Source organism: [Clostridium] citroniae WAL-17108 (assembly GCF_000233455.1).
GTDB classification, from domain to species: Bacteria; Bacillota; Clostridia; order Lachnospirales; family Lachnospiraceae; genus Enterocloster; species Enterocloster citroniae.
This window is the reverse complement of sequence record NZ_JH376428.1, coordinates 17,455-43,795: the sequence shown is the minus strand read 5'-3', so window position 1 is coordinate 43,795 and position 26,341 is coordinate 17,455. Positions and strand designations below refer to the sequence as shown.

The window sequence follows — 26,341 nt, the reverse complement described above, 5'->3', positions numbered from 1 at the left end:
CATGGGCCCCGGAGGGTACTGAAAAATATACTTGCATATTTAAGAAAATAGTGTATAGTATACATTAGCAATAAAATAAAATAATGAAAGCAGAGTAGGCATATGTGCGTTAAGTGCCGGCTGAACAGGGAGTTGTCAGCTGGACGAAAGGAAACTTGCGTTTCCTGCGGTACATAGGCCGCATCCCGCTGCAACGGAAGATAGATGGAGCGGCTGAGAGCGGCTTTGGATCAGGATCAAAACTGATGCAGGGCTGTTTTGTAAGGCCGTTTTTTATGTCTGGAACCTAGGTGCAGGTATGATCCTGAACCTGTTTGGAACATGTCGGATATCTCCCATTGTAGTACGAGAAATCTGCAAAGGAGGTAATTGTTCATGAAGAAACTGGCAGCTTTATTTACCAGCTCATCCCAGGAGATGAGACAGGTCAGGACCGTTACGGTATGCGCCATGATGGCGGCTATAGGAGTGGTTTTGGGGTCGCTGACCATTTACATTACGGATACGGTGAGGATCGGATTTTCCGGGATCCCCGTTACCCTTGTAAGCTATCTGTTCGGGCCCGTGGTGGGGGGCATGTTTGGAGGAGCCCTGGATGTGCTTAAGTACCTGGTCAAGCCCATGGGGCCGTTTATGCCAGGTCTGACCCTGATCGTGATGCTCAAAGGACTGCTGTACGGCTGTTTCCTTTACAAAAAGCCCCTGACCCTGTGGCGGGTGCTGGCCGTCCAGCTGGTGGTGGCTGTTGTGTGCAACCTGTTCCTCAACACCCTGTGCCTGTCTCTTGTGTATGGAAAGGCATTTATGGTGCTCCTGGCCCCGCGTATTATCAGAAATCTGATCATGTGGCCCATTGACGCTTTTATATTCTTTAATACTGCAAAGGTCCTGGAGATGACAGGGGTGTTCCGCATATTGGGAAAGACCAGGACCGCTGTATGATTTTGGGATGCCCCGGCACGATCCCGGCCTGTTTAAGGGATGGGATACGAATTGGAAAAAATAACTGATGAAATTATTAACGATCCATTGGTCTGAGGAAAATGCCTTTGGTCCGCCTTTAAAATGGCTGGCCGGAGGCATTTTTGCGCAGTGCGCAGCCATGGTACATTCTGGAAATAAAACAGAGAGCAGCCTTCAATACCGTTAATTTTCCGTCAAGCTGTTTTGCAAAAAGTACACCCGGCCTGTTGCAGGAAGCACCGGTCCGTGCTATGATGATGTCTGCAAAAAAAACAGAAGTCAAGATTGAGGAGGAACCATGCCATGGCAGTTCATGTAATTGATGAAGCAAACAGATGCCTTCAGTGTAAGAAACCAATGTGTCAGCAGGGATGCCCCATCCATACACCCATTCCGACCATGATCAAAGCATTAAAGGAAGGGGGACTGGAGGACGCAGGCGCCATGCTGTTTGCAAACAACCCAATGTCCCTGGTGTGTTCCCTGGTGTGTAACCATGAGCGCCAGTGCGAAGGCCATTGTGTCCTTGGCAGAAAGGGCCAGCCGGTCCATGTGAGCAGTATTGAGAACTATATATCAGACACCTGTCTGGAACGGATCAACATAGAATGTGCACCTAAGAACGGAAAAAAGGTGGCGGTCATCGGTGCCGGACCGGCCGGTATCACCATTGCCATTATGCTGACCCAGAGGGGGTACAGCGTGACCATCTTTGATTCCAGGGACAAGATCGGAGGGGTACTGCAGTATGGCATCCCGGAATTCCGGCTGCCCAAGAGCATTCTGGACCGTTATAAGAAAAAACTCCAGTCCATAGGGATCAGGATAAGGCCCAACACCACCATTGGCGGAGCACTGGAGATCAAGGACCTGTTCCGGGACGGATATGAGAGCATTTTCATCGGAACTGGCGTCTGGCGTCCCAAGACCCTTGGGGTAAAGGGGGAGTCACTGGGAAATGTTCATTTTGCCATTGATTACCTTGCCAATCCCGATGCCTATGACCTGGGGGATAATGTGGCCATTATCGGCGTGGGCAATTCAGCCATGGATGTGGCAAGGACCGTGATCCGCAAGGGATCCCATAATGTGACCATGTACGCAAGGGGAAAGCATTCCGATGCCAGCCTGCATGAGACCCAGTATGCTATGCTGGACGGAGCCAGGTTTGAGTTTGGGAAAAGTATTGTGGAGATCAATGATGACGGACCGGTGTTCCGGGATGTGTGTTTTGATGAGGAGGGGAATATCACCGGATACTCTGAAGAAACAGAGCAGGTGAAGGCGGATTCCGTGATCATTTCCATCAGCCAGGGACCAAAGAGTAAGCTGGTCAACACCACAGACGGTCTGAAGGCCACAAAAAACGGGCTGCTTCAGACCTCGGACAACGGAGAAACCACGGTGGAAGGCATATTTGCCTCCGGTGATGTGGTCCTGGGAGCCAAAACAGTGGTGGAGGCGGTTGCCTACTCCAAAACCGTGGTGGATGCCATGGACGAATACATGAAAAATAAGGATAAAAACAAAGGGAATTAAGATTATTTCATTTCGCGTTTCAATTTCCTGAAGGAAATGATAAACAGTGATACCGTGGTGCAGACTGCCAGTGTATCTGCAATGGGCTCTGCCAGGAAAACCGCAAATACCTTGTTTTCAAAAAATGCAGGCAGGACGTAGATAAGAGGTATCAGCAGGATGACCTTTCTCAGCAGCGCCAGGAACAATGAAGTCTTGCTGTCGCCCAGTGCGATGAAAGTCTGCTGGCAGGCCAGCTGGGCGCCAAAGAGCAGGACGGCGGCCATGTATATATGGATGGACCAGGTGCTGAAGGCAGTGAGGGCAGGGTCCTTGGTGAAGATACGGATAAAGACCGAGGGAGCAAACATGCTGACCGCCCACATGGCAGTGGAATAGCACATACAGGAGATGAGCAGAAGACGGAAGGTTCTGCTGACCCGGTCCAGTTTTTTTGCCCCAAAGTTAAAGCTGATAATGGGCTGCGCGCCCTGGGTCAGCCCCTGAAGGGGGAGCAGGGAGAACTGCATCACGCTTCCCATGATGGTCATGGCCCCCACGGCCACATCCCCTCCGTATTTTAACAGTGAAGTATTAAAGCAGATGTTCAAAATGCTTTCCGTGAACTGCATCACAAAGGGTGCGGCCCCCAGGGCAATGGCAGGCATGAGGACCTCTGCTTTTGGTTTCATATAATGGGGGCGTATGTTGAGATAACTCTTTTTGGAAAGCAGGAACAGTACCACCCAGGCAGCGGAGATGCCCTGGGAGATGATGGTTGCCAGAGCGGCGCCCCGCACGCCCATATGGAACCCAAACATGAGAATGGGATCCAGGATGATGTTGCACACGGCTCCGATCAGTACGGTGAGCATTCCGGTTTTTGCATATCCCTGGGCATTGATAAACGCATTCAATCCCAGCGCCAGCTGCACGAAAATGGTCCCCAGTGAATAGATCTGCATGTAGGCCCACCCGTACTCAATGGTATTGGCGCTGGCGCCGAACATCAGCAGGATACTGCGTCCAAAGGTGAGGAAAAAGGCGGTGAGCACCACCGCCACCACGATCAGGGCCGTGGTGCAGTTGCCCAGGATATTTTCAGCCTCATCCTTTTTACCCTTGCCCAGCATGATGGATGCCCTGGGCGCGCCGCCCATGCTCACCAGGGCTGCAAAAGCTGAGATGGCCATGATGACAGGAAAGGTGACGCCCACGCCGGTCAGGGCATTGGCCCCCACGCCGGGCAGGTGGCCTATGTACATACGGTCAACCATGTTATATAATACATTGATAATTTGGGCGGTAATGGCTGGAATTGCCAGATTAAACAGCAATTTTCCCACACTGCCCGAACCCAGGTCTACTTCTTTTGCTTCTTTTGATGTTCCCATAAATATTACCCAGTCCTTTCTATCTCTAAAAAATGCCATCTAATAAATATATCTCCAAACCAAAAGAAAGTCAATAACGGGTCTTTTACATTAAGGGAAGGACTGGTATAATGTGCCATAGACACCTTGGAGCATGATGCAAGGAGGAACGTAAAGGGAAAGTAAGGGGAAAAAGGAGAGACGTGCATGGTAAAAGCAATATTCTTTGACATTGACGGTACTTTAAGGGAATTTGAAAAAAAGGGGATCAGCATGAGCACAAGACAGGCTCTGGATAAGGCCAGACAGGCCGGTATCCGGCTGTTTATCGCCACCGGCCGGCATTATCTGGAGATCGAGGAGGAAAAACTGCTGGATGACCTTGTGTTTGACGCCTATGTCACCCTAAACGGCCAGTACTGTTATGAGGAAAGCCCGGGCAGACCGGTGCTGTATAAGAATCCCATTGCCCGGGATCAGGTGGAGACAATCCTTGAGGTCATGGAAAAGGAGCCGTTTCCCTGCCTGTTCATGGAAGCCCACCGGTGGTACCTGAATTATGTGGATGAACGGGTGGAACGGGTGCAGCAGAGCATAGGAACCCGTATTCCTCCTCTGGGAGATATAAAGAGGGCTCTTTTCCACGATATTTACCAGGTCATTCCTTACCTGGATGAGCCTGGGGCATTGGAGCTGGTAAAGAAGCTGCCGGGCTGCGAGTACTCTGTATGGCACGATGGGGAGGGAGTGGACCTGACCCCAAAGGGAGGCGGAAAATGTACAGGGATCCGGCAGGTTCTTGCCCATTACGGGATCGATATCAAGGATGCGGCCGCCATTGGGGACGGTAACAATGACGTGTCCATGCTCTCCTATGCGGGGATCGGCATTGCCATGGGCAATGGGACAGCCAAGGCCAGGGCGGCGGCGGACTATGTGACCGGGGATGTGGCCCGGGACGGACTGATGCAGGCCGTGGACTACCTGCTGTCCCGTACCTCCTAGCGCGTGTATGGACCATGTTCTCCGAAACACTTTTACGGAAGCGGTTTCCTCTTATGAAACAGGAGCAAAAGCCCCATGTAGCAGATACTTAAGAATACAATGTGGACCGAGGTTTCAATAAACAGGGGAAGGCGGTCCAGGGATGTCATCACATGGGAGAATGCCAGGTATATGCCGATGGAGATGAGAAGCAGTACAACAGGCTTTATGATCATGTTGGCAGTATCCCACTGAAAGGGCACCTGCCTTTTCACGGCCAGAAAACACATGACAGCAAGGGCCAGCTCGCTGGCCAGCATACCCCACAGATATCCCAGGATCCCAAAACGGGGAATGGCAAAGAGCACAAAGGCCAGCCGTATGACCATGGCCCACACGTTTTGGAAAAATGTGACCGAGGTCTTTCCCAGCCCGTTCAGGATGCTGCCCATGGTGGTGGCCAGGTACATAAAAGGACACAGCCAGGACAGGATGGTGATGAACGTACCTGCGTTCTGGTCATGGAACACGCTGACGCCCAGCTGGTTGCCGAAGATGGTAAAGATGCCGATGCACAGGATCCCCATATAGCAGCTGTAGCGCAGGGACATGGATATCATGGAGGAGATCCGGGCTTCGTTGCCGTCCGCCTGGGCTTCAGCCACGGTGGGGAGGAGGAGCACGGCCATGGAATTGGTGATGGCTGACGGAAATAGGATAAAGGGCAGGGCCATGCTGGTGAGCACACCGTAGATGGACAGGGCCTCGGAGTTGGTGAGGCCGGAGCTCATCAGCCTATTGGGAATCCATATGGCTTCTGCGCTTCCCAGTACATTAAGGATCAGCCGGTTGCCCATAAGGGGCAGTGCCAGAGCCATGAGGGGAGCTGCCGATGCACCAAAGGAGAGAGGGATGACCTTGCGTATGTTCCTCTCTTCTTTGCGTCCCGAGGGAGGAAAAAAGCCCAGGCAGAACAGGGTAAATGCCGCTGAGGCCATTTCCCCGATCAGATGCCCGTACACAGCCAGGCTCACCGTGATCTCACGTCCGGAATCCAGCCAGATACCGGCGATCAGGAACACGGCGCCCATGCGGATGACCTGCTCAGCCACCTGGGAAAATGCAGGCACTCTGGCTTTCTGCATTCCGTAATAATAACCGTTAATGCAGGCGTGGAGGGCTGCAAAGGGAACAGATACGGCCATAACAGGAAGATAGGGCGCGCATCTGGGTTCCAGCAAAAGCTTTTCAGCCAGGAAATGGTTGTTGGTGTAAATGACCCAGGCAAGAATAAAAGACATGCCCATGGCAATCACAAGGCCTGTCTTGAACACGGCCTTGCCCCGGGCCTGGTTGGCGGCCACATACTGGGACAGGGCGGTTTGGATGGAACCTGCACAGACGGCAAAACAGATGCTGAATATGGGATGGACCATATTGTAAATGCCCAGGCCCTCGGCTCCGATGGTCCTGGACATGTAAATACGGTAGAAAAAGCCCAGGATCCTGCATATGAACCCTGTGGAGGTAAGGAGCAGCGTACCTGTTATAAACGCCATTTTCCGTGGGGAAAGGCGTTTGGAAATGGATGAAGATGCGATGATTGACTCCTTCATGGATACTCCGGGAAATGGGAATTATTACAAGTATATTGGATGGAGGAGGATTTTATGACTGGGGAGGGGGATGGGAGGCATGATATAAAGAAAACATAAATGAAATGCTGCATTTGCGTTAAAAAGTTGTTAAAATTAGCCTGTTAAGATTTCTTAACAGACCATATTTTTGTGCATAAGTTATAAAAAAGTTAAAAAAATACTAAAATTCGCAAAAACTTACCGTATTCCTGGACACCCGAATCCTTTATAATATCTTTATAGTGACCAAGTCAGTCAGAGCTCGCTGCGGTCAGGTCTCTTAATGCCATTCATAATAGAAGGGAGAGTACCATGTCATCTCTGTTTCAAACAATTGACAAGATCAAACCTGTGTATGATAAGACCTATGAGTTTGTTTTGTTCCTGTGCAAAATGCTGCTGACGGTGGATATATTGATTACCTGTATGGCGGTGGCTGGCCGTTATGTGCCCTTTATTCCGGATCCGGCCTGGAGCGAGGAGGTTGTCCTGACCTGTATGGCCTATATGGCAGTGCTTTCAGCCGCCCTGGCGATCCGCAGGAACGCCCATATCCGAATGACAGCCTTTGACATCTATCTGCCAAAGACAGTGGTGAGGGCGCTTGACATCCTGTCCGATGTGGCGGTCCTTGCCCTTGCAGTCATCATGATCACCGTGGGCTGGAAATATGCCAATGGCATTGGCTCCAAGGGGACCTATGTGAGCATGCCCTGGCTTTCACGGTTCTGGATGTATTTTCCGGTTCCCCTTGCCGGGGTGGCGATGGTGATCTTTGAACTGGAAGCGCTGTACAATCACGTAAAAGCAATCTGTATGGGAGAGGAGGAGTGAGTATATGAGCGGAGAAAACGCTGCGATCCTGATTTTGCTGGCCAGTTTTTTTGCTATGATTATTTTAAGGTTTCCCATTGCGTACGCAGTGGCCCTGTCCTCTGTATTCTGTTTGCTGTATCAGGGGCTTCCCCTGGCCACCATCTGCCAGCAGATGGTAAAGGGCATCAGCACCTTCAGCCTGATGGCCGTGCCTTTCTTCATTGTCATGGGCTGCCTGATGGGCTCCGGAGGAATATCGGAAAAGCTGATTGCACTGGCCAATGCCTGCGTGGGATGGATGCGGGGCGGCATGGCCATGGTCAATATTGTGGCATCCTATTTTTTCGGAGGGATCTCCGGTTCCGCTGCTGCGGACACGGCCTCCATCGGCTCCATTTTGATCCCAATGATGGTGGAACAGGGCTATGATGACGATTTTTCAACCGCGGTAACCATCACCTCCTCCTGTGAAGGCCTGTTGGTCCCGCCAAGCCACAACATGGTGATCTATGCCACCACGGCGGGAGGCATTTCCGTGGGAAGTCTGTTCCTGGCCGGCTATATACCGGGGGCCCTGCTGGCAGTATCGCTGATGGTGGGCTCCTATATCATCTCTGTGAAGCGCAACTATCCGAAGGGCGATAAGTTCAGCATTGCCAACCTGTTAAAGCAGCTTAGCGTATCATTCTGGGCCCTGGCAGCGGTGCTGATCGTGGTTGTGGGCGTTGTGGGCGGTGCATTTACAGCAACGGAGTCAGCGGCCATTGCGGTCATCTACAGCCTGATCGTCAGCGTGTTCATCTACAAAGGCCTTGACTGGAAAGGCGTGTGGAGAGTTATGGGGGAATGTGTGGAGACCCTGTCCATTGTATTGATCCTCATTTCCACTTCCAGCATATTCGGTTACTGCCTGACCCGCCTGCATGTGCCTATAATGGCAGCCAACGCCATCACAGGTCTGACAAACAATCCCGTCATCCTGGCGCTGCTGTTGAACCTGATCCTTCTGGTACTGGGCTGTATCATGGATATGGCGCCCATTATCCTGATCGCCACCCCCATTCTGATGCCCATTGCAACATCCATTGGGATCGACCCCATCCAGTTCGGCATCATGGTGGTGTTAAACTGCGGCATCGGCCTTTTGACTCCTCCGGTGGGAGCGGTGCTTTTTATAGGATCCGCTGTTTCCAAGGTTCCCATAGAGCGGGTAGTCAAGGCGACCCTGCCGTTTTACCTGTGCATGATCATTACGCTTCTGCTGATCACCTTTATTCCTGCCATCAGCCTCTGGCTTCCCCAGGTTTTATCATAAGTCAGGACCGGACGCCCTGGAAGCCCTGAATATCGCGGACTTCCTGGGGCTCCTGGGGAAAACTCTTAAAGATCCCGTGTATAATAAAGGCCGTGAGTACCAGGGTACATACATCGGCAATGGGCTGGGCGGCCTGGATTCCCAGAAGTCCAAGGAAATGGGCGGCCAGCAGTAGGATCGGTATAAGGAAGAGCCCCTGCCGGGAAATGGACAGCAGGGTGGCTCTGAAACCGTATCCAATGGACTGGGACATCATGTTGCTCATGGTGAGGAACCCATTGAACCACATGGTGATGAGCTGAAGCCGCAGGGCCAGGGTGCCGATGGCAATGACCGCCGGGTCATCCCTGCGGAACAGGCTGATGACATGTCCCGAGATAAGAAAGACTCCGGCGCAGATCACGATCAGGATACAGGTGGTAAATTTAACACAGAATATATATGCCTGGCGGACCCGGGCATATTTTTTTGCCCCATAGGAAAAAGCGCATACGGGCTGGAAGCCCTGGCCAAACCCGATCACGGCTGAATTGATGAAATAGACCAGGCGGTTTACAATGGCCATGGCGGCAATGGCAGCGTCCCCAAAGGGATGGGCCGTGGTGTTAAGGACAATGGTGGCAATGCTTGCCATGCCCTGGCGGGTCAGGGAAGGCATCCCGCCGTAGATGATCTTTCCGTACAGGGAAAGGGAAGGGCGGAAATTCCGGAGCCGTATGGGAATGCATCCTTTCCTCCTGTTGCACTGGGCCAGCAGGATGCAGAAGCTTATGAACTGGGAGAGCCCGGTGGCAATGGCAGCGCCTGAGGTCCCCAGGTTCAGGCCGAATATGAACAGGGGGTCCAGGGCAATGTTCAGGATCCCTCCCGCGGTGATGCCGATCATGGCAAATGCGGCCAGGCCCTGGAGGCGCAGAAGATTGTTCATGATAAAGGAGCACATCATAAACGGGGTGGCTATAAAGATATAGCGCGCATACTCCACCGCATAGGGCTTGATGGTCTCGGTGGCCCCTAAAAGCATGACGATCTGGTCAATGTGCAGCAGGCACACAAAGCCCAGGCAGGTGCCCAGTATCATGCCCGTAAAAAAGGCTACGGACACAGCTGTCTCACCTTCCTTTGTCCTGCCGGCGCCCAGACAGCGCGCCATGTGGTTGCCGGTGCCCATGCCGATGGTAAAGGACAGAGCCTGGATAATGGCCATGGCTGAAAAGATGATCCCCACTGCTCCCGATGCACTTGTGCCCAGCTGGCTTACAAAAAATGTGTCCGCCATATTATAAATGGAACTGACCATCATGCTTATGATGGTGGGCACGGCAAGCCTTGGCACCACCTTTCTGATATCCCCGTTTACCAGCATGTCGTACCGTTCATTTTCCCCTTCATTCATCCCCATAGTATCTTCCTTCTTTCTATATCGTTAACTTCCATTATAATGACGAAGGGGCGGAAATGTCAATGCAGTGCATGATTCTAATAGGGCCGGATGCAAAAGGCAGAGCCTGGAGGGCGGGGGATCCCTGTGAACTGAGGGGCGTGGATGACATATAATAAAGTATCAGCCTTCATGTTTGCTTTGGACAAAATACAAGTATTCCTATTGAAATTGTAGGAATACTATGGTATAGTAAGAGGCGTAGATGAAGCTTTTAACTTTAGGACTACAGAAAGGCGGATTTTTAGTATGAAACAGTTGATTTATCTTGATAATGCGGCCACCACCAAGACGAGGCCGGAGGTAGTGGAAGCCATGCTTCCATATTTTACGGAATTTTATGGAAATCCATCATCCGTATATGATTTTTCCACCAACAGCAAAAAAGCAGTCAGCCATGCAAGGGAAACCATTGCTCAGTCATTGGGGGCCAAGACCAATGAAATATATTTCACGGCAGGAGGCAGCGAGTCTGATAACTGGGCTCTGGTTGCAACCGCGGAAGCCTATGCCGGGAAGGGAAAACATATCATTACCAGCAAGATTGAGCACCATGCCATCCTTCACACCTGCCAGTATCTGGAAAAGAGAGGATACGATGTCACCTATCTGGATGTGGATGAGAACGGCGTGGTCAAGCTGGACGAACTGAAAAAGGCGATCAGGCCGGACACCATCCTGATCTCCGTCATGTTTGCAAACAATGAGATCGGAACCATTGAACCCATAAAGGAGATCGGCGCAATTGCAAAAGAACACGGTATCCTGTTCCACACAGACGCGGTACAGGCCTACGCCCACGTGCCCATCAATGTGGATGATTACAACATCGACATGCTCAGCTCCAGCGGGCATAAGCTGAACGGGCCAAAGGGGATCGGTTTCCTCTATATCCGTACAGGCGTTAAGATCCGTTCCTTTATCCATGGGGGAGCCCAGGAGCGCAAACGCCGTGCAGGCACGGAAAATGTTCCCGGCATTGTGGGCTACGGCAAGGCAGTGGAGATTGCCATGGCCAACATGAAAGAGCGCACACAGAAAGAGACGGAGCTTCGTGATTACCTGATGGAGCGGGTGGTCAGCGAGGTGCCCTTTACCAGGATCAATGGTTCCCGTTCCAGCCGCCTTCCCAACAATGCGAACTTTGCTTTCCAGTTCATTGAAGGGGAATCCCTTCTCATCAAACTGGACATGGCAGGGATCTGCGGTTCCAGCGGCTCCGCCTGTACCTCCGGATCCCTGGACCCATCCCATGTGCTCCTGGCCATCGGGCTGCCCCATGAGATCGCCCATGGTTCCCTGCGTCTGACGCTCAGCGAGGAGAACACCAGGGAAGAGATAGACTACGTGGTAGAGCAGATCAAGGAAGTGGTGGCTTACCTGCGCAGCATGTCACCGTTATACGAAGATTATATGAAGCACAACAAACAGTAAAAGCGGAGCGCCTGTTGTTTGGCGCCCATGACCAGGAGGAATATAGATGTACACCGAGAAAGTAATGGACCATTTTGAGCACCCAAGAAATGTGGGTGAAATAGAGAACCCCAGCGGCCTGGGAACCGTGGGAAATCCCAAATGCGGCGATATCATGAGGATCTATCTGGATATTGACGATAACCAGATCATAAGGGATGTGAAGTTTAAAACCTTTGGCTGCGGCGCGGCCGTGGCTACCAGCAGCATGGCTACCGAACTGGTAAAAGGAAAATCCGTCCAGGAGGCCATGAAAATCACCAACAAAGCTGTCATGGAAGCTCTTGACGGATTGCCCCCGGTTAAGGTACACTGTTCATTGTTAGCAGAGGAAGCCATTCACGCCGCCCTCTGGGATTATGCACAGAAACAGGGTATTACCATTGAAGGGTTGGAAAAACCCAAGGATAATATCGAAGAAGAGGAAGAGGAAGAAGACTATTGAGCAGGAAAGTTGTAGTAGGCATGTCAGGAGGAGTTGACTCCTCCGTGGCTGCCTGGCTGTTAAAGCAGCAGGGTTATGACGTTATCGGCGTCACCATGCAGATATGGCAGGATGAGGATACGGATGTCCAGGAGGCAGAAGGGGGATGCTGCGGCTTAAGCGCCGTGGATGATGCCCGCAGGGTTGCCATGGATCTCGGTATCCCTTATTATGTCATGAATTTCAGGGAAGAGTTCCGGAAAAACGTAATGGACTATTTTGTGGGCGAGTATGTGGAGGGGAAAACACCTAACCCCTGTATTGCCTGCAACCGCTATGTGAAGTGGGAGTCCCTTTTAAGGCGCAGCATGGCGATCGGGGCGGATTATATTGCCACCGGCCATTATGCACAGATCGAGCAGCTGCCAAACGGCAGATATGCCCTCAAAACCTCGGTTACAGTGGAGAAGGACCAGACCTATGCCCTTTACAACCTGACCCAGGATCAGCTGGCCCATACCCTGATGCCTGTGGGCAGCTTTTGTAAGGATGAGATACGCAGGATGGCCCAGGACATCGGACTTCAGGTGGCCCATAAGCCTGACAGCCAGGAGATCTGTTTTATACCGGACCATGATTATGCCAATTTTATTGAAGAGTACACAGGAAAGCAGATGCCAAAGGGCAATTTTGTGGATCTGCAGGGAAATGTCCTGGGCAGGCACGAAGGAATCTCCCATTATACCATTGGCCAGCGCAAGGGCCTGAACCTTTCAATGGGGCGTCCCGTGTTTGTGGTAGAGATACGTCCCGAGACCAATGAGGTGGTGATCGGAGAGGGCAAGGATGTATTTACAAATGTCCTTTGCTGCAGCAAGTTGAACTGGATGGCGGTGGACGGCCTTCATGGACAGGCGATGGAGGTCATTGCCAAGATCAGATACAGCCACAGGGGCGCGCCCTGCACCATACGGGAGATTGGTCCGGACCTGGTGGAGTGCGTGTTCCACGAGCCGGTACGGGCGGCTACGCCGGGCCAGGCCGTTGTGTTCTACCAGGGGGATTATGTGGCAGGCGGAGGTACTATTGTATGAAAATGAAGGCGTGGGAAAGACAGGGATCAAAGGTTTCTTTTGTGCTGGCAGGAATACTGGCCTGCAGCCTTGGAGCTGCGGGCTGCAGCCAGTATGCCACCAGTGAGGAACTTAAGTCCCAGGCAGAGGTATCCCAGGCAGAGGCGGCCATGGATGGTCTGGGAGGAAAAGGCGGTTCTGCTTCTGAAGGCCAGAATGGCAAGGATGATCAGGGCCGGGATAACCAGGGCCGGGATGATCAAAGCCAGGGAGACATCCGGATCAGCGCCACTGCGGAAACCACCCGTCTGGAGACAGAGCTGACCACAGCGTCCTTGCCGGTATTTGAGAGTGTGGACGATTCGGTTTATGTAAAGACCTCTGACGGAGGCAGTGTGCGTATCCGGTCATCCTGTGACACGGGAAGCGATTCCAACATAGTCACCTATGCAAGCCATGGGACAAAACTGAAACGCACGGGTAAGAGCAGCGAGTGGACCAGGATCGATTACAACGGTACATCCTGCTATCTCTCATCCGCTTATGTGACCACCGATGTTGTAGAGACAAGTGGGGCAGCCGGGGTGTCCGGGGCATCATGCGCGGACAGCGGGGAGGTTACCCTGAACCCTTCCTGGAAGTATGCTGATTTTTCAAAGATCAACTCCGGTTCTGCCGTGCTTTACCGTTCGGATGCATCCGGCAGGAAAAATATCACGGTCTGCGTCAATGCGGGACACGGCACAAAAGGCGGTTCTTCGGTGAAGACCCTGTGCCATCCGGATGGTACGCCCAAGGTCACCGGGGGCACAACCGGCGCGGGCGCAACCTCGGCCGTGGCTGTTTCAGGCGGGATGACATTTGCGGACGGTACGGCGGAGAGTAAGGTGACCCTTGCCATGGCAAAGATCCTAAAGGATAAACTTCTGGCATCCGGGTATGATGTGCTGATGATAAGGGAAAGTGATGATGTGCAGTTGGATAATATAGCCAGGACAGTGATCGCCAACAATACCAGCGACTGCCATATTGCGCTCCACTGGGATTCCACCACCAACAACAAGGGGGCGTTTTATATGAGTGTGCCCAATGTGGATTCCTACCGGAACATGGAGCCGGTGAGAAGCCACTGGCAGTCCCACAATGCTCTTGGAGAGAGTCTGGTGGCAGGCCTGAAAGGCGTTGGGGTAAAGATATTCTCCAATGGAGCCATGGCCATGGACCTGACCCAGACCTCCTTTTCCACCATACCTTCCGTGGACATAGAGTTGGGTGACAAGGCATCAGACCACTCCCAGGCAACTCTGAATACATTGGCTGACGGCCTTCTGGCAGGGATCAACCAATATTTTGGCCGGTGATTATTAACATTTTCTTACAGTACCCTTCTTGAGATAGACAAAAACTGAAAACTGTTTTACAATAAGCATAACAGTTTGATTTTTGTCAAAACAAGGAGGGACTTTTTATGAAACTTATGAAACGCCTGCTGGCTATCGCCCTTGGAGCCGCCCTGCTGTGCCCCATGACCGCATATGCCGGACAGACAGAGGAAGCTTTGGCGCTGTATAACCAGGTACAGGAGAAGAGCAGATCCATTACGGACATGAATGCCTACTATGATTTTAAGATAAAAGTGGGCGGCACCATGCTGCAGAATGAAGGCCTGTCCCCCATGGACATGCGGCTTGAGATGAACATAAAGATGAACCATCTCACAGACCCCGGCCAGATGCGTTATATGGCTTACAGCCGTATGACGGGACCGGACAATGAGCAGATTACGTTTTCCATGTATTATCTGGACGGATACTGCTACATGGATATGCTGGGTCAGAAAGTCAAGTACCCCATGGCAATGGCCGACATGATGGAGCAGTCCATGGCATCCGCCAATGCCTTTGATGTTTCCACAGACATTATGCGGGACCTGAACCTGTGGGATGAAGGTGAGAATAAGGTGATCGGTTTTACCATTGATGATACTAAGATGAATGAGTACCTTCAGACTGTTTTAAGTTCTACGGGCCTCACCGGCATGATGGATGGAACCGGCATGAACCTTCGCAACATGAGAGGTGAATATGTTGTAAATCCAAACGGTGACATGATCAAGATGCGTCTTAAGATGGATATGGATATGACCATGGAAGGCCAGACCGTTACCGTAAATCTGGACGGAGATGTGGGAATCGCAGATCCGGGCCAGCCTGTGGATGTTCCTGTTCCCAATGTTGCCGAGTATACGGATATGACGGCAGCTGCAGCTGCTAATTAAGGCTTGGCAGCGGTATCTGGCTAAGATTTGACAGCATGGATATAAGACAACAGAATTGAAAGTAAAAAAATTAATGCCAACTACTACACAAAACACAAAATTTAGTGTATAATGCAGTAGTTGGTATTTTCTTGGAGGAGTACCCAAGCGGCTGAAGGGTCTGGCTTCGAACACCAGTAGGTCGGTAGCACCGGCGCGAGGGTTCAAATCCCTCCTCCTCCGTTTCATAGGCTGTCAGCGATATTGCTGGCGGCTTTTTTGTGATGAATGGGTTTGTTAAATGTACCGGCAGCCGGATGGTCTGTATATGGGGAATGAAGAAGCAGGAATATGGAGGGGCCTGTCCCCGCGGGTTAGACGTATAAAGCCATTATAAGAACAGAATATACATGCTATAGTGAGGCGAATTGTTCAAAGACTCTGTTAACATCCAGTTCTCCATATCCCCAAATGTTATTAGGAAATAAAATTTCCGGATCATGTCTCGCTCCCCGTGTTAATAGCCTGCTGATATCATTTCCTGTAATCGAGGTATAGTTCCCACGGGAAACACACCATTCTAAAATGATCGCGATGGCTCCGCCGGCAAAAGCGGCAGCAGCTCCGCTGCCGGAGGCATTACCGTAACGGCTTTGGGGCAAGGCGCAGGGAATCTGATAACCTGGTGCTGCCAGATCCGGTTTTATGTGTCCGTTTCGGGTAAATCCTCTTCCTGACTCTTGGATTATCCGGTTATCAAGCTGATTGTAGGCGGTCACTGTCAGCGGATGGTAGCTGTTGCCTGGAGAAGTGATGGTTGTATCGGGATCCGACCGTATAAAATATGTGTTATCCGACAGAATCGATTCGGTTGGCAGCCAGGCATGGAAAGTAAATGCCTCATTTTCTAAATTGCGTATTCGGATCGTCCATGTACCGGGAAGCGCGTTATGAAAACGGACAAGGATTAATTGGTCCCCTGTATCCTGCTCAAACATCATATTATTGACCCATAAAATGCAATCATGAAAAATAAACTGAAATCTTCTGCAGTCAAACAGGGAAGGGAAGACCTGCTGTGTGGTTTCACGATTGGGTGCAAAAATCTCCACGGATAATCTTGAATAGGAGGACCATATCTCAAATGAAAATTCATGATCGCCATCTCCAACCAACAGCTCAAAATCATTTTGGAATGGCGCTGTCATTGTGGTATGAAAATAATGTCTTCCCGCTACGCCTTCATTTCCGGCCGATATGGATATTCCTATCCATGGGAGCTGGGAAAGATAATCCAAATAGCTGCTGAGAGCACCGTTTCCGTCATGCCCTCCTTGATTGCTGCCCAATGCAAGGCATATAACAATAGGGCGCCTCAGGGCTTGTGAAACAGTGTATAAATATCTGACTCCAAGCATGATGTCCGATTCCATATAGCAAGTAACATCATTGGGGACACAAAATATATCTTTGATATTTTTCTTTGCTTCCTTTAACTTTACAATGACCAACTCAGATTTTGGTGCGACACCGGAAAAGTTAACCGTATCGTTTGGGCTGCCGGCAATGATACTGGCAAGGGATGTACCGTGTCCGGTGGGATCAGATACAGGTACTATAGAATGAGGGTTATCTGAGGATAAAGCATGATTGATCTCCTCGGTCTGATATTCCGTGCCGAAGGTAAATCGTTCCGGCGGCGTACCATTTTGATTGGTCTGGTCCCAAATAGAGATGATTCGGGAAGTACTGTCAGGATTGCGGAATGCAGGATGGGTGTAATCAATTCCGGTGTCAATAATACCGACCAGTACCCCCAGGCCCTGTAAATCCAGATGGGGATTCTCCTGTATGGAGATAATTCCGGAGGCTCCCAGGCTGATAGGAGAAGTAGCTTCAAATAAGCTAGGGAATATGTGATATGGCATTGTGCCGAGAGAACAGATATTATCAGCGGCAGGAAGATGGATCAAGGCATGCCGTTCATTAATATAAGTAATGTTACCCTCAGTGGACAAGGGGATACACGCCCCAACCGCCGTCTTTTGGCGGCTGGCCGCGTTAACGTCAGTCGGCGTACGTCCAGTACGCCTCCATCCGTTGCCTTACCAGCCACCAAAATACGGTGATTGGGGTCCGAAGGAGTTTTGCGCCTCAGATTTGTGATTCTGCAAGGCACTGGAACGAGGCGTACTGGACGTACGCCGAGCGACAGTAACGCCGCAGAATCGCAAATCTGTGGTGCAAAACCGCGTGTCCCCTTGTCCACTGAGGGTATCATCGTTTGCATAAATCGGAGCTATTGCATTATTTATTATTAAGTCATAATAATTCTCATCTAATATTTTCATCCAGCGCATTCCTAAGTTTCCAATTTATTTCAATATATGAGAGTGGACCTTGAAATAGTCATTCATGGGCATAAGGTTAAAAATATGTTAAACTTACTTCCACCCTCTTGTGTTATTACATTTAAACCCATATAATAAGCCATAAACAGATCACACAAAAAGAGAAAACCGTTTTTATGGAGGACGCTGATCGTAATGCTGCCCTGAACTATAATTTTACACAGAAATCAGAACAATGAGGCATGTCCTGCGCCCTTTTTGGCGTTGGCCGTGCCATTTTATTTTATGCTTTCCGGCTGAGGAAGGAAACAGAAAGGAACCGATGTGATGAAAACAGAAGAAAGAAAGGTATTTATAATCAATTGCATGTATTTTGCCATCCTGTTGGCGGCCGCTTTTGCTATTTTAAAATACGGCCTGCCCATGGTAACCCCTTTTGTCACGGCATTTGTGATCGCATACCTGTTAAAGGGACCCATTTGCTTTTTGTCAGGAAGGCTTCATCTGAACCAAAAGGTCACGGCCATTCTGCTGGTACTCCTGTTTTACAGCACAGCGGGGCTTTTGATAACCCTGCTCTGTATTAAGATGTTTTCCCAGGGAAAAGCGCTCATAGTAAATCTGCCGGCAATCTATACTAACCGGGCGGAACCGGTACTTGCAGGGATATTCAGCAGCATTGAGCAGTCCATTCTGCGCATGGACCCATCCCTTGTGGGTGCTCTGGAGGAACTGGAGGGACATTTTGTACAATCGGCAGGCCAGATGGTTTCCGGGCTTTCCATAAGCGCCATGGGGTGGATATCCGGTTTTGCCTCCTCCCTTCCCGGCCTTTTTATCAATCTGCTGCTTATGGTCATAGCCACCTTTTTCATGGCAATGGATTATGACCGGCTCACAAGCTTCTGCCTGCTTCAGATGGGGGAAAAGTCAAGGGGGATCTTTCTGAAGATCCAGGCTTATGTGGTAGGCACGCTGTTTGTATGCATCCGTTCCTATGCCCTTATCATGTCCATAACCTTTGTGGAACTTGCCCTGGGACTTACACTGATCGGCGTGGAGCACTCCCTTCTGATTGCATGTTTGATCGCTGTTTTTGATATCCTTCCTGTGCTGGGAACAGGGGGCATTATGATACCGTGGACGATCATCACAGCCATTACGGGAGATCACAAACTGGCTCTGGGACTTCTGATCGTTTATCTGGCCATCACGGTCATCCGCAATATCATAGAGCCCAAGATCGTAGGCAGCCAGATCGGCCTTCACCCCGTGGTGACGCTGGTCAGCATGTTTGTGGGGGCGCAGCTTTTTGGGGTGCTTGGACTTTTCGGTTTTCCCATCGGTCTCTCGCTGCTGCGCCATCTCAATGACACAGGCACGGTCAGGCTGTTCAGAACAGCGTAATGTCAGAAAACTATTAGGGGGGCGGGGATGAAACGGACATTAAAGATATATTATACTTCTGATACCCATGGACATGTATTTCCAGTGGATTATCTGGCAGGTGTACCTGAAACATGCGGTATCCTGAACTTGGCCGCACAGATGAAAAAGGATGAAAACACCCTGATCCTGGACGGCGGAGATACGCTTCAGGGCACGCCTTTTTCCCAGTATTATCTGGAACATCCGGATAAAGCGCCATGCCATCCCATGGCTGCGGCGTTTAACGCGGCAGGATACGACTATATCACTCTTGGAAACCATGATTTTAATTTTGGGTACAAGGCCCTGAGGGATTACCTCCAGGCGCTGGATGCACAGTGCCTGTGTGCCAATGTGCAGGATCTGAGGGGAGAATTGGGAATCCTGCCGGAGATCGTGCATACCCTGGAAATCGGGCTTAGGATTGGGATTTCGGGAATTGTAACAGATTATGTAAATGTGTGGGAACAGCCTGAAACATTGGCAGGACTGCGGATTACAGATGCCTTTACCGCAGCATCCCATGCATATGAGCGCCTCCGGCCGCAGTGTGATATCTGTATCTGTATTTACCATGGAGGATTTGAGCGTGATCTGCAGGACGGCAGGATCTTATCCTACACAGGAGAAAATATTGGCTGGAAGCTTTGCGAAGAATTGGGTTATGACCTGGTACTGACCGGTCACCAGCATGCGGCAATAGAAGGAACAGATATAAATAAAACTTATGCGGTCCAATGTCCTGGGGGAGCAGAGCGGTATGTTTTTCTGGAGGTTGAGGAGGAAGACAAAAAGGTGGACATAGGATCCCGGATCCTGCCTGTGGAAAAAGAGCACGAGAGGGAACCCTATGACACGCTGCTGCCCTTTGAATGCATGGTGGAGCAATGGCTGAACCAGCCTGTGGGATGGATGGCGAATGATATATTGCCTGAGGAAAAATTGAAGGCGGCCCTGGGGGGCAGCCGTATGGCTGCCTTGTTTAATCAGGTACAGCTTGCAGTAACCGGTGCGGAATTATCCTGTACCAGTTTGGGAAATACTCCTGTGGGCCTGTACAGCCCTGTGACCATGAAAGGGATATATAGGGCATATCCCTTTGACAACACGCTAGTGGTCCTGGAGGCAGATGAGACAGTGCTCAGGGCCTCCCTGGAGCGGTGCGCAGCCTACTTTACGCTAAAGGATGGAAAACCGGCAATATCGGAAGTGTTCCTGGAACCAAAGCTGGGACATTTTAATTACGATTTTTATGCAGGAATCTCCTATGTCTTTGACATAGGACGTCCTGTGGGACAAAGAGTAACCAAGCTGACCAGGACAGACGGCACTCCTCTGGGAAAGGGAAAATTGCGGCTGTGTACCAGCAATTACCGCGCCACGGGCATAGGGGGATATGAGCTGTTGGGCCGCTGCCCTGTATTGTGGAAAGGCACTGTGCAGGTGCCGGAGCTGATCGCCCGTTATATCCGCTCCAACAGTCCCGTAAAACTGCCGAATAGGGAAAGCTGCCAGGTGATCTGGCAGCCTCAGACGTGATACGGTCTAATATGTAGGTATTCCGGGATCTGAACATATTTGGACAAAGCTGCTCTCTGTACGGGAACGTCCGAGGGGGCAGGCCCCCCGGACTGTTTTAATTCCGTTTCCATGCTGGGTCCTGGCCGGTCAGGATCAGGACTCCATGCCTCTTCCCGGGCATTCCTCCGGGATGGAAGGGGTGGCGTCAGCGGTTCCGGGCAGGTCGATCTCCGGAATGTCGCCATCGCCGTAAGTGCTGCTGTTTCTTCCCGGAAGCTCCAAGGGCTCCATGGGTGTCTGTCCGGCATTCATGGCCATCATCCTTTCGTAAACATGTTTTCTACATAGTTGCGCATTTCCTGTCTGCTCTCAATGGTTCTGGCGCCATTGACGATTTGTTCCTGTTCCGGTTTGGAAAGCCCTGCAAAGCGGTTTAAGGCATCGGAATGCATGGCCAGCTCCATAGTAAACCCAATAGGCAGTTCATCATTATCTATCATGTTCATCACCTCATGGTTAGTATGGAGGATAAGGCGGGAAAATATGCGTTTTTTCAAGTATAAAAAGTGGATGTACAGGGAGTCTGCCGCACATCCACGGGATAGGAAGGAAATTGAATCCTAAAAGGTTCCGGTAACAGAAGCGGGGATGGTAAATTCCACTGCTCCCATATAACCAGGTGCCACATCATATTCATTAAAAGCAATTACAAGTTCACCGTTCTGATTAAAATAGTAACTTTCATCCCCGGTCAGTCCCTTAAAGTCCTCCTCAGGCATCTCGGAATGATAGAAATAGATAATATTCTCGTCCGCGGCCATCTGAGCTTCCATCTGCTGCTTGATCTGATCGCTGACAGCTTCCAGGGCTGCCGGTTTGTTTTTCAGAAGTTCTGCCAGGGTTATGACATTTCCTGTTGTCTTGTCAATGGTAAAGATCTTAACAAACTGAGTGCCGCTGGCCATGGTAAGGGTGGTGTCGATCCGGATGGACAGGTATTTGTCAGTGTCAGTCACCACCTTGTATCGGGAATCCACTCCATAATGGCCTTCACCATTGTTTGCGGCCAGTTCTTTTTCGTAGTCGGCAATGAATTCATTGGCATATTCCTCAATGGATTTATTGGCAGGGACCTGGGTTTCTCCACTGTTCTCCAAAGTTACCTGGGGAACCTGGATATCTGCTTCAAAATTGCCCTTTTTATCTTCAAAGGTACGGAAGGTAACTACTTTGGCAATGGATCCGATCACGGGTATCTGCTCCATTGCATTGGCTGTGGTAGGATTTAAGTTAGCCAGCAGGGTAATGGTCAGCATGGCTGCTGCTGCGACCCCGCCTGTATGTTTTGCAAATTTCATAATGATCACGCCTTTCTGTTCTCTTTTTGCCTGGGCAATGCCCGTCTGCATGCGCGTCTTAGCTTCTTTTGGCACAGGAATGTGGTCATATTCCTGCTTTAACATGTCCATCTGTTTTTTTTCTATCCTGTTTCATGAGCATTACTCCTTTCTAAAATTTATCTGCAACATCTTTATAATGTTCGGCCTCCAGGTTTAGTCTTAGCTTTTTCAGGGACCTGTACAGCCTGGCTTTTACCGTGTTCAGGTTATCACCCAGGATATCTGCAATGTCCTCCAGCTTCAGGTCCTCAAAATACCTGAGGATAATAATTGTTTTGCTTTTGTGGTCCAGCTGGTTCAGTATGGTCCGCAGTTCCGTTTCCTGATACTGATCCTCCACCGGGATCTCCGGCAGTTCCTCGGTCAGTGTCTCCTTCTTTTTCTTCCGTAACAGATCCAGGGCAGTGTTGACTACGATCCTGTAAATCCATGTGGACAGGTAGTCTTTATTCTTAACCTTGCCGCAGTCCCTGATCGCCCGATAGGCGCTTTCCTGGACTACATCCAAAGCATCGTCTTCATTGCGCATATAGCTATATGCCAGGCGGTAATATTTCTCATAATTGTCCGTGAGAATCCGTTCGGTGTCCGCCGTATTTTTTTGAAAGCCCATGTATTGTATCCTCCTTTCGTATCCTTCTGTGTGTTAGACGTTTGAGGATTCCATAAAGTTGCACTCATTCCTACATTTTATCGTAAGAATTGTGAAATGCAACATCCATTGTGTTTTAAATCAAAAAATGTTATATTGATAATACCTTTAGTGGACAATCGCATACGCTCAAACCGCTGTTTTTTTGAGGCTGGCCGCGTTAACGCCAGTGGGAGCACGTCCGGCGGTAATGACGCGGGATTACTGATCTGTTGTGTGAAAACATGTGTCCCCTTGTCCGCTGAGGGTATGGTTTTATAAAAAGATAAATCGGAAACAAAATGAAAGGTATACGTCAGATGAGGGAAGATTATACAAAGGACATGGAGATAGGGGATGACATCCGCCACGTTCCCCTGGAGCCCGGGAAAAGTCAGGGAACCAGGCAGAACAGGCCTGTGGGTGCTTCACATATGGGAGGAACCAGGCAGGATAACGGCGCTGAGGGGGCGTTAGTTCCGGGCCGTTCCAGGGCAAAAGGAGCCGGACGTTCACGTTCCAGGGAGGAAGCGGCCTTAAGAAAGCGGGCTGGTTCAGGGAACGCGTCCGCAGCGGGAGAGGATCACAGCGCGGGGGGAGGCCACCGCACAGGGGAAAGTCTTCGCACAGGGGAAGGCCACCGCACAGGGGAAGGCCACCACGCGGAGAAGGGGCACATAGCACAGATCCGCGCGGATGCAGGCAGCCGCAGTTCCCGTGGAGCAGGCAGCCGCCTGGCCCGAAGCGGCTCACGGGATGAAACCCGAAGCAATTTACAAGGCGAAACCCGAAGCGGCTCACACGGCGAAACCAGAAACAGGTCCCAGCGCGAAGGGAAGAATGATTCGCGGGGGAGCGGCAAAAGGCGGGGAGTACCGGTGCTCGCCCTTTTACTTGCATTTGTGCTGGGCATAGGCGCAGGATTTGGCGGAGGTTATTATCTCTGGGGGTGGGAACGGCCCTATACGGTGGACCTGAAAGCGGCGGAAGTGCCTGAATGGGTAAAACAGGATTTTATAAGGAAGAATATATTTTCAAGACCGGATGTCAGCAGGCAGAGGGTTAATAATATCGTGATCCATTATGTGGCAAATCCGGGGTCCACGGCAGAAAACAACAGGAATTATTTTGACAGCCTGGCGGATCAGGATCCACAAAAGGGCGGAACCTCCACCAGCAGCCACTTTGTGGTGGGTCTGGAGGGGGAGGTGATCCAGTGCATCCCCATTACTGAAATTGCTTACGCAAATGCCCCCCGCAATGACGACACCATAGCCATAGAGGTCTGCCATCCTGATGAGACCGGGAAATTCAACGATGCAACCTATGAGTCGGTGGTAAACCTGACCGCAGCTCTGTGCAAGGAACTGAAACTGACATCCAAAGACGTGGTCCGCCATTACGATATCAACGGAAAAGTTTGTCCCAAGTACTTTGTAGATCATGAAGATGCATGGGAGCAGTTAAAAAAGGACGTGGATGCTGCCATGAAAGGCAGCAAATGACGGGCGGTTACAGCAGGTGAAATTCCGGCACCCTTTCATGGTATACCGCATAATGGCGGAAGCCGCATTCTAACAGGATACGGCGGCATTCCTCAAAGGCATTGCCCAGGAATTCCGGAGAGTGGGCATCCGACCCAATGGTGATGATCTCACCGCCAAGTTCCCTGTAGCGCTTTAAAATCCTGCTGCAGGGATTGGGCTGTCCCAGACCGTATTTAAAGCCGCCCGTATTGCACTCCAGTCCCTTGCCGTGCCGGATCAGTTCCATGAGAAGGGGTTCGATCCATTGTTCATAGCGCTGGTAGGTATAGCAGGAATTCTGATGAGGGGCGTAACGCACAATATAATCCAGATGACCAAAGGAATCAAAGGTGTCATAAAGGTTGCGCACACGGCTTAAAGATACTTTAAAAAACTGCTCCAGACCATCCTCCTCACCGTAGGTTTCCCAGTAATCGGAATCATAGGGATCCATTCCCATCACAAAATGGCTGGACCCGATAATGAAGTCAAAGCAGGAGCCGTATTCCTTTTCAAGATTGTGAAGATATCGTTTCAGGTGGTTCTGAAGGCCCAGTTCCACCCCTATATTGATACGTATCCTTTCCTTATATTCATTCCTAAGGCTTTGAAGGACAGTGAGATAGGACGGTATATCCAGGTTAAAGTTGGTGTCGCAGAAGCTGGTATCATAGTCATGATGGTCAGTGATGCACATTTCCATCATGCCAAGCTGGATGGCCCGTTCAATCTGCCGGCGCACGGGGGTATCGGAATCACCGGAAAATTCAGTATGCAGATGACAGTCGTAAATCATGGAAGGTTCTCCTTGTAGTTATTACTAAATAGGCATTATTATATGAAATAAAATTTGCCGGAGCGTGTGGACATTTAGTTCCACCCAGGCACGCTCTAGGTTCATTATAGCAGAAAGTTCCCGAAAGAAAAGATTTTATTTTATCAACAAATGAATAAGAGTGCTCCAAGGCGTGGCATAATGGATAGTGGGAAATTCAGGGGACTTTAGGCCCGTACAGGGGCAGGGGATGAAAGAAATTTCCAGAAAAAGCCAGTCCTGCGAAAAAATGAAAAAAGGACTTGCCATTTGCTGAGAAATTGATTACAATGTAATAAGGTTGATTATTATTTAACAATAATATAATTTTTAACAAACTAGGAGGAATTGAATCATGGCAGTAAAAGTAGCAATTAATGGTTTTGGACGTATTGGACGTCTGGCTTTCCGTCAGATGTTCGGAGCAGAAGGTTACGATGTAGTAGCAATCAATGACTTAACCGATCCTAAGATGTTAGCTCATCTCTTAAAGTACGATACAGCACAGGGCGGATATGCCGGCGTCTATGGCCAGGGTCTGCACACTGTAGAGGCTGGAGAGGATTCCATTACTGTTGATGGCAAGAAGATTACCATCTACAAGGAACCAAAGGCTGCTGATCTTCCATGGGGCGAAATCGGTGTTGACGTAGTTCTGGAGTGTACAGGTTTCTACTGCTCTAAGGACAAGGCTCAGGCACACATCGAGGCCGGCGCTAAGAAAGTTGTTATTTCTGCTCCGGCAGGCAATGACCTTCCTACTATCGTATACAGTGTTAACGAGAATGTTCTGACAGCTGATGACAAGATCATTTCTGCAGCTTCCTGTACAACAAACTGCTTAGCTCCTATGGCTAAGGCTCTGAATGATTACGCTCCGATCCAGAGCGGTATCATGTCCACCATCCACGCTTACACAGGCGATCAGATGATCCTGGACGGACCGCACAGAAAGGGCGACTTAAGAAGAGCAAGAGCTGGCGCAGCCAACATCGTTCCTAACTCTACCGGCGCAGCTAAGGCAATCGGTCTGGTTATCCCGGAACTGAACGGCAAGCTGATCGGTTCCGCACAGCGTGTTCCGGTACCGACCGGTTCCACCACTATCCTTACAGCTGTTGTTAAGAAGGCTGGCGTTACCAAGGAAGATATCAATGCCGCAATGAAGGCTGCTGCTTGTGAGTCCTTCGGATACAATGAGGATGCAATTGTTTCCTCTGACGTGATCGGTATGAGATTCGGCTCCCTGTTTGATGCAACTCAGACCATGGTAGCTCAGATCGCTGATGATCTGTATGAGGTTCAGGTTGTTTCATGGTATGACAATGAGAATTCTTACACAAGCCAGATGGTAAGAACCATTAAGTACTTTGCTGAGTTAGGCTAATCTGAATTA

General features: G+C 50.4%; 23 protein-coding genes, 1 tRNA gene, 1 pseudogene and 1 riboswitch. Of the genes and pseudogenes, 16 read left to right on the top strand and 9 right to left on the bottom strand.

The window, feature by feature from the left end:
* Positions 1-88 precede the first annotated feature (88 nt).
* A riboswitch (THF riboswitch) is annotated at positions 89-193 on the top strand.
* Positions 194-375: 182 nt separating this feature from the next.
* The 3 genes from HMPREF9469_RS23385 (at position 376) to HMPREF9469_RS23375 (ending at position 2,502) form a co-directional block, all read left to right on the top strand.
* Entirely contained in the window at positions 376-942 is a 567-nt protein-coding gene (locus tag HMPREF9469_RS23385; RefSeq protein WP_007867806.1) for a folate family ECF transporter S component, read from the top strand.
* A gap of 67 nt (positions 943-1,009) precedes the next feature.
* Positions 1,010-1,150 carry a hypothetical protein gene (locus tag HMPREF9469_RS32130; protein ID WP_156200172.1) on the top strand — a complete coding sequence of 47 codons (141 nt, stop codon included), beginning with the start codon at positions 1,010-1,012 and terminating at the stop codon, positions 1,148-1,150.
* 116 nt (positions 1,151-1,266) lie between these two features.
* A complete protein-coding gene (locus tag HMPREF9469_RS23375) occupies positions 1,267-2,502 on the top strand; it encodes an NAD(P)-dependent oxidoreductase (protein ID WP_007867804.1) in 1,236 nt (411 codons plus the stop codon).
* Positions 2,503-2,504: 2 nt separating this feature from the next.
* Here the strand turns inward: HMPREF9469_RS23375 and HMPREF9469_RS23370 are convergent, their stop codons facing one another.
* Positions 2,505-3,875, bottom strand: a complete 1,371-nt coding sequence (locus tag HMPREF9469_RS23370; protein ID WP_007867803.1) for an MATE family efflux transporter — start codon at positions 3,873-3,875, stop codon at positions 2,505-2,507.
* 186 nt (positions 3,876-4,061) lie between these two features.
* Here HMPREF9469_RS23370 and HMPREF9469_RS23365 point away from each other — a divergent pair, with 186 nt between their 5' ends.
* A complete protein-coding gene (locus HMPREF9469_RS23365) occupies positions 4,062-4,859 on the top strand; it encodes a Cof-type HAD-IIB family hydrolase (protein WP_007867801.1) in 798 nt (265 codons plus the stop codon).
* 32 nt (positions 4,860-4,891) lie between these two features.
* Here HMPREF9469_RS23365 and HMPREF9469_RS23360 read toward each other — a convergent pair whose 3' ends face one another.
* Complete coding sequence (locus HMPREF9469_RS23360) at positions 4,892-6,454, bottom strand: putative polysaccharide biosynthesis protein (protein WP_007867798.1); 1,563 nt, start codon at positions 6,452-6,454, stop codon at positions 4,892-4,894.
* 333 nt (positions 6,455-6,787) lie between these two features.
* Between HMPREF9469_RS23360 and HMPREF9469_RS23355 the strand changes: the two genes are divergently transcribed.
* Together HMPREF9469_RS23355 and HMPREF9469_RS23350 are read left to right on the top strand one after the other, a co-directional pair.
* Positions 6,788-7,309, top strand: a complete 522-nt coding sequence (locus tag HMPREF9469_RS23355; protein WP_007867796.1) for a TRAP transporter small permease — start codon at positions 6,788-6,790, stop codon at positions 7,307-7,309.
* A 4-nt stretch (positions 7,310-7,313) separates the two neighbouring features.
* Positions 7,314-8,606 carry a TRAP transporter large permease gene (locus HMPREF9469_RS23350; RefSeq protein ID WP_007867794.1) on the top strand — a complete coding sequence of 431 codons (1,293 nt, stop codon included), beginning with the start codon at positions 7,314-7,316 and terminating at the stop codon, positions 8,604-8,606.
* A gap of 1 nt (position 8,607) precedes the next feature.
* On the opposite strand, the gene HMPREF9469_RS23345 is transcribed toward HMPREF9469_RS23350, so the two are convergent.
* Positions 8,608-10,008 (bottom strand): MATE family efflux transporter, encoded by a 1,401-nt coding sequence (locus HMPREF9469_RS23345; protein WP_007867792.1) that lies wholly within the window; start codon positions 10,006-10,008, stop codon positions 8,608-8,610.
* A gap of 288 nt (positions 10,009-10,296) precedes the next feature.
* On the opposite strand from HMPREF9469_RS23345, the gene nifS reads away from it, so the two are divergent.
* The 6 genes from nifS to HMPREF9469_RS23315 all read left to right on the top strand — a co-directional run bounded on the left by nifS (position 10,297) and on the right by HMPREF9469_RS23315 (position 15,517).
* On the top strand, positions 10,297-11,481 hold the full coding sequence (nifS, locus tag HMPREF9469_RS23340; protein WP_007867791.1) for a cysteine desulfurase NifS: 1,185 nt from the start codon (positions 10,297-10,299) through the stop codon (positions 11,479-11,481).
* Between the two features lie 46 nt (positions 11,482-11,527).
* The gene (gene nifU / locus HMPREF9469_RS23335; protein ID WP_007867790.1) at positions 11,528-11,965 is read left to right on the top strand and encodes a Fe-S cluster assembly scaffold protein NifU; all 438 of its coding nucleotides are present in this window, start codon (positions 11,528-11,530) and stop codon (positions 11,963-11,965) included.
* Positions 11,962-13,038: a tRNA 2-thiouridine(34) synthase MnmA gene (gene mnmA, locus HMPREF9469_RS23330; protein ID WP_007867789.1), complete on the top strand. Its 1,077-nt coding sequence runs from the start codon at positions 11,962-11,964 to the stop codon at positions 13,036-13,038. The genes nifU and mnmA overlap by 4 nt, the downstream gene beginning before the upstream one ends.
* On the top strand, positions 13,035-14,378 hold the full coding sequence (locus HMPREF9469_RS23325; protein WP_007867788.1) for an N-acetylmuramoyl-L-alanine amidase: 1,344 nt from the start codon (positions 13,035-13,037) through the stop codon (positions 14,376-14,378). Before mnmA ends, HMPREF9469_RS23325 begins: the two co-directional genes overlap by 4 nt.
* Before the next feature lie 107 nt (positions 14,379-14,485).
* Positions 14,486-15,295: a DUF6612 family protein gene (locus HMPREF9469_RS23320; protein WP_007867786.1), complete on the top strand. Its 810-nt coding sequence runs from the start codon at positions 14,486-14,488 to the stop codon at positions 15,293-15,295.
* Positions 15,296-15,428: 133 nt separating this feature from the next.
* Positions 15,429-15,517: transfer RNA gene (locus HMPREF9469_RS23315), tRNA-Ser, on the top strand.
* A 170-nt stretch (positions 15,518-15,687) separates the two neighbouring features.
* On the opposite strand, the gene HMPREF9469_RS23310 is transcribed toward HMPREF9469_RS23315, so the two are convergent.
* Positions 15,688-17,292 carry a S8 family peptidase gene (locus HMPREF9469_RS23310; RefSeq protein WP_227884582.1) on the bottom strand — a complete coding sequence of 535 codons (1,605 nt, stop codon included), beginning with the start codon at positions 17,290-17,292 and terminating at the stop codon, positions 15,688-15,690.
* 660 nt (positions 17,293-17,952) lie between these two features.
* On the opposite strand from HMPREF9469_RS23310, the gene ytvI reads away from it, so the two are divergent.
* A complete protein-coding gene (gene ytvI / locus HMPREF9469_RS23305; RefSeq protein WP_007867781.1) occupies positions 17,953-19,032 on the top strand; it encodes a sporulation integral membrane protein YtvI in 1,080 nt (359 codons plus the stop codon).
* A gap of 27 nt (positions 19,033-19,059) precedes the next feature.
* Positions 19,060-20,592 carry a bifunctional metallophosphatase/5'-nucleotidase gene (locus tag HMPREF9469_RS23300; protein ID WP_007867778.1) on the top strand — a complete coding sequence of 511 codons (1,533 nt, stop codon included), beginning with the start codon at positions 19,060-19,062 and terminating at the stop codon, positions 20,590-20,592.
* A gap of 135 nt (positions 20,593-20,727) precedes the next feature.
* On the opposite strand, the gene HMPREF9469_RS32505 is transcribed toward HMPREF9469_RS23300, so the two are convergent.
* The 4 genes and pseudogenes from HMPREF9469_RS32505 to HMPREF9469_RS23285 all read right to left on the bottom strand — a co-directional run bounded on the left by HMPREF9469_RS32505 (position 20,728) and on the right by HMPREF9469_RS23285 (position 22,587).
* Positions 20,728-20,886, bottom strand: a complete 159-nt coding sequence (locus HMPREF9469_RS32505) for a hypothetical protein (protein ID WP_007867776.1) — start codon at positions 20,884-20,886, stop codon at positions 20,728-20,730.
* A gap of 5 nt (positions 20,887-20,891) precedes the next feature.
* The gene (locus tag HMPREF9469_RS23295) at positions 20,892-21,074 is read right to left on the bottom strand and encodes a hypothetical protein (protein ID WP_007867773.1); all 183 of its coding nucleotides are present in this window, start codon (positions 21,072-21,074) and stop codon (positions 20,892-20,894) included.
* 120 nt (positions 21,075-21,194) lie between these two features.
* Complete coding sequence (gene rsiV / locus HMPREF9469_RS23290; RefSeq protein WP_007867772.1) at positions 21,195-22,043, bottom strand: anti-sigma-V factor RsiV; 849 nt, start codon at positions 22,041-22,043, stop codon at positions 21,195-21,197.
* Positions 22,018-22,587: pseudogene (locus tag HMPREF9469_RS23285) on the bottom strand (sigma-70 family RNA polymerase sigma factor). Before HMPREF9469_RS23285 ends, rsiV begins: the two are co-directional and overlap by 26 nt.
* Positions 22,588-23,282: 695 nt before the next feature.
* On the opposite strand from HMPREF9469_RS23285, the gene HMPREF9469_RS33890 reads away from it, so the two are divergent.
* On the top strand, positions 23,283-24,110 hold the full coding sequence (locus HMPREF9469_RS33890; RefSeq protein ID WP_082197798.1) for a peptidoglycan recognition protein family protein: 828 nt from the start codon (positions 23,283-23,285) through the stop codon (positions 24,108-24,110).
* A gap of 7 nt (positions 24,111-24,117) precedes the next feature.
* On the opposite strand, the gene HMPREF9469_RS23275 is transcribed toward HMPREF9469_RS33890, so the two are convergent.
* A complete protein-coding gene (locus HMPREF9469_RS23275) occupies positions 24,118-24,927 on the bottom strand; it encodes a histidinol-phosphatase HisJ family protein (RefSeq protein WP_007867760.1) in 810 nt (269 codons plus the stop codon).
* Between the two features lie 373 nt (positions 24,928-25,300).
* On the opposite strand from HMPREF9469_RS23275, the gene gap reads away from it, so the two are divergent.
* On the top strand, positions 25,301-26,332 hold the full coding sequence (gap, locus tag HMPREF9469_RS23270) for a type I glyceraldehyde-3-phosphate dehydrogenase (protein WP_007867757.1): 1,032 nt from the start codon (positions 25,301-25,303) through the stop codon (positions 26,330-26,332).
* Positions 26,333-26,341 lie beyond the last annotated feature (9 nt).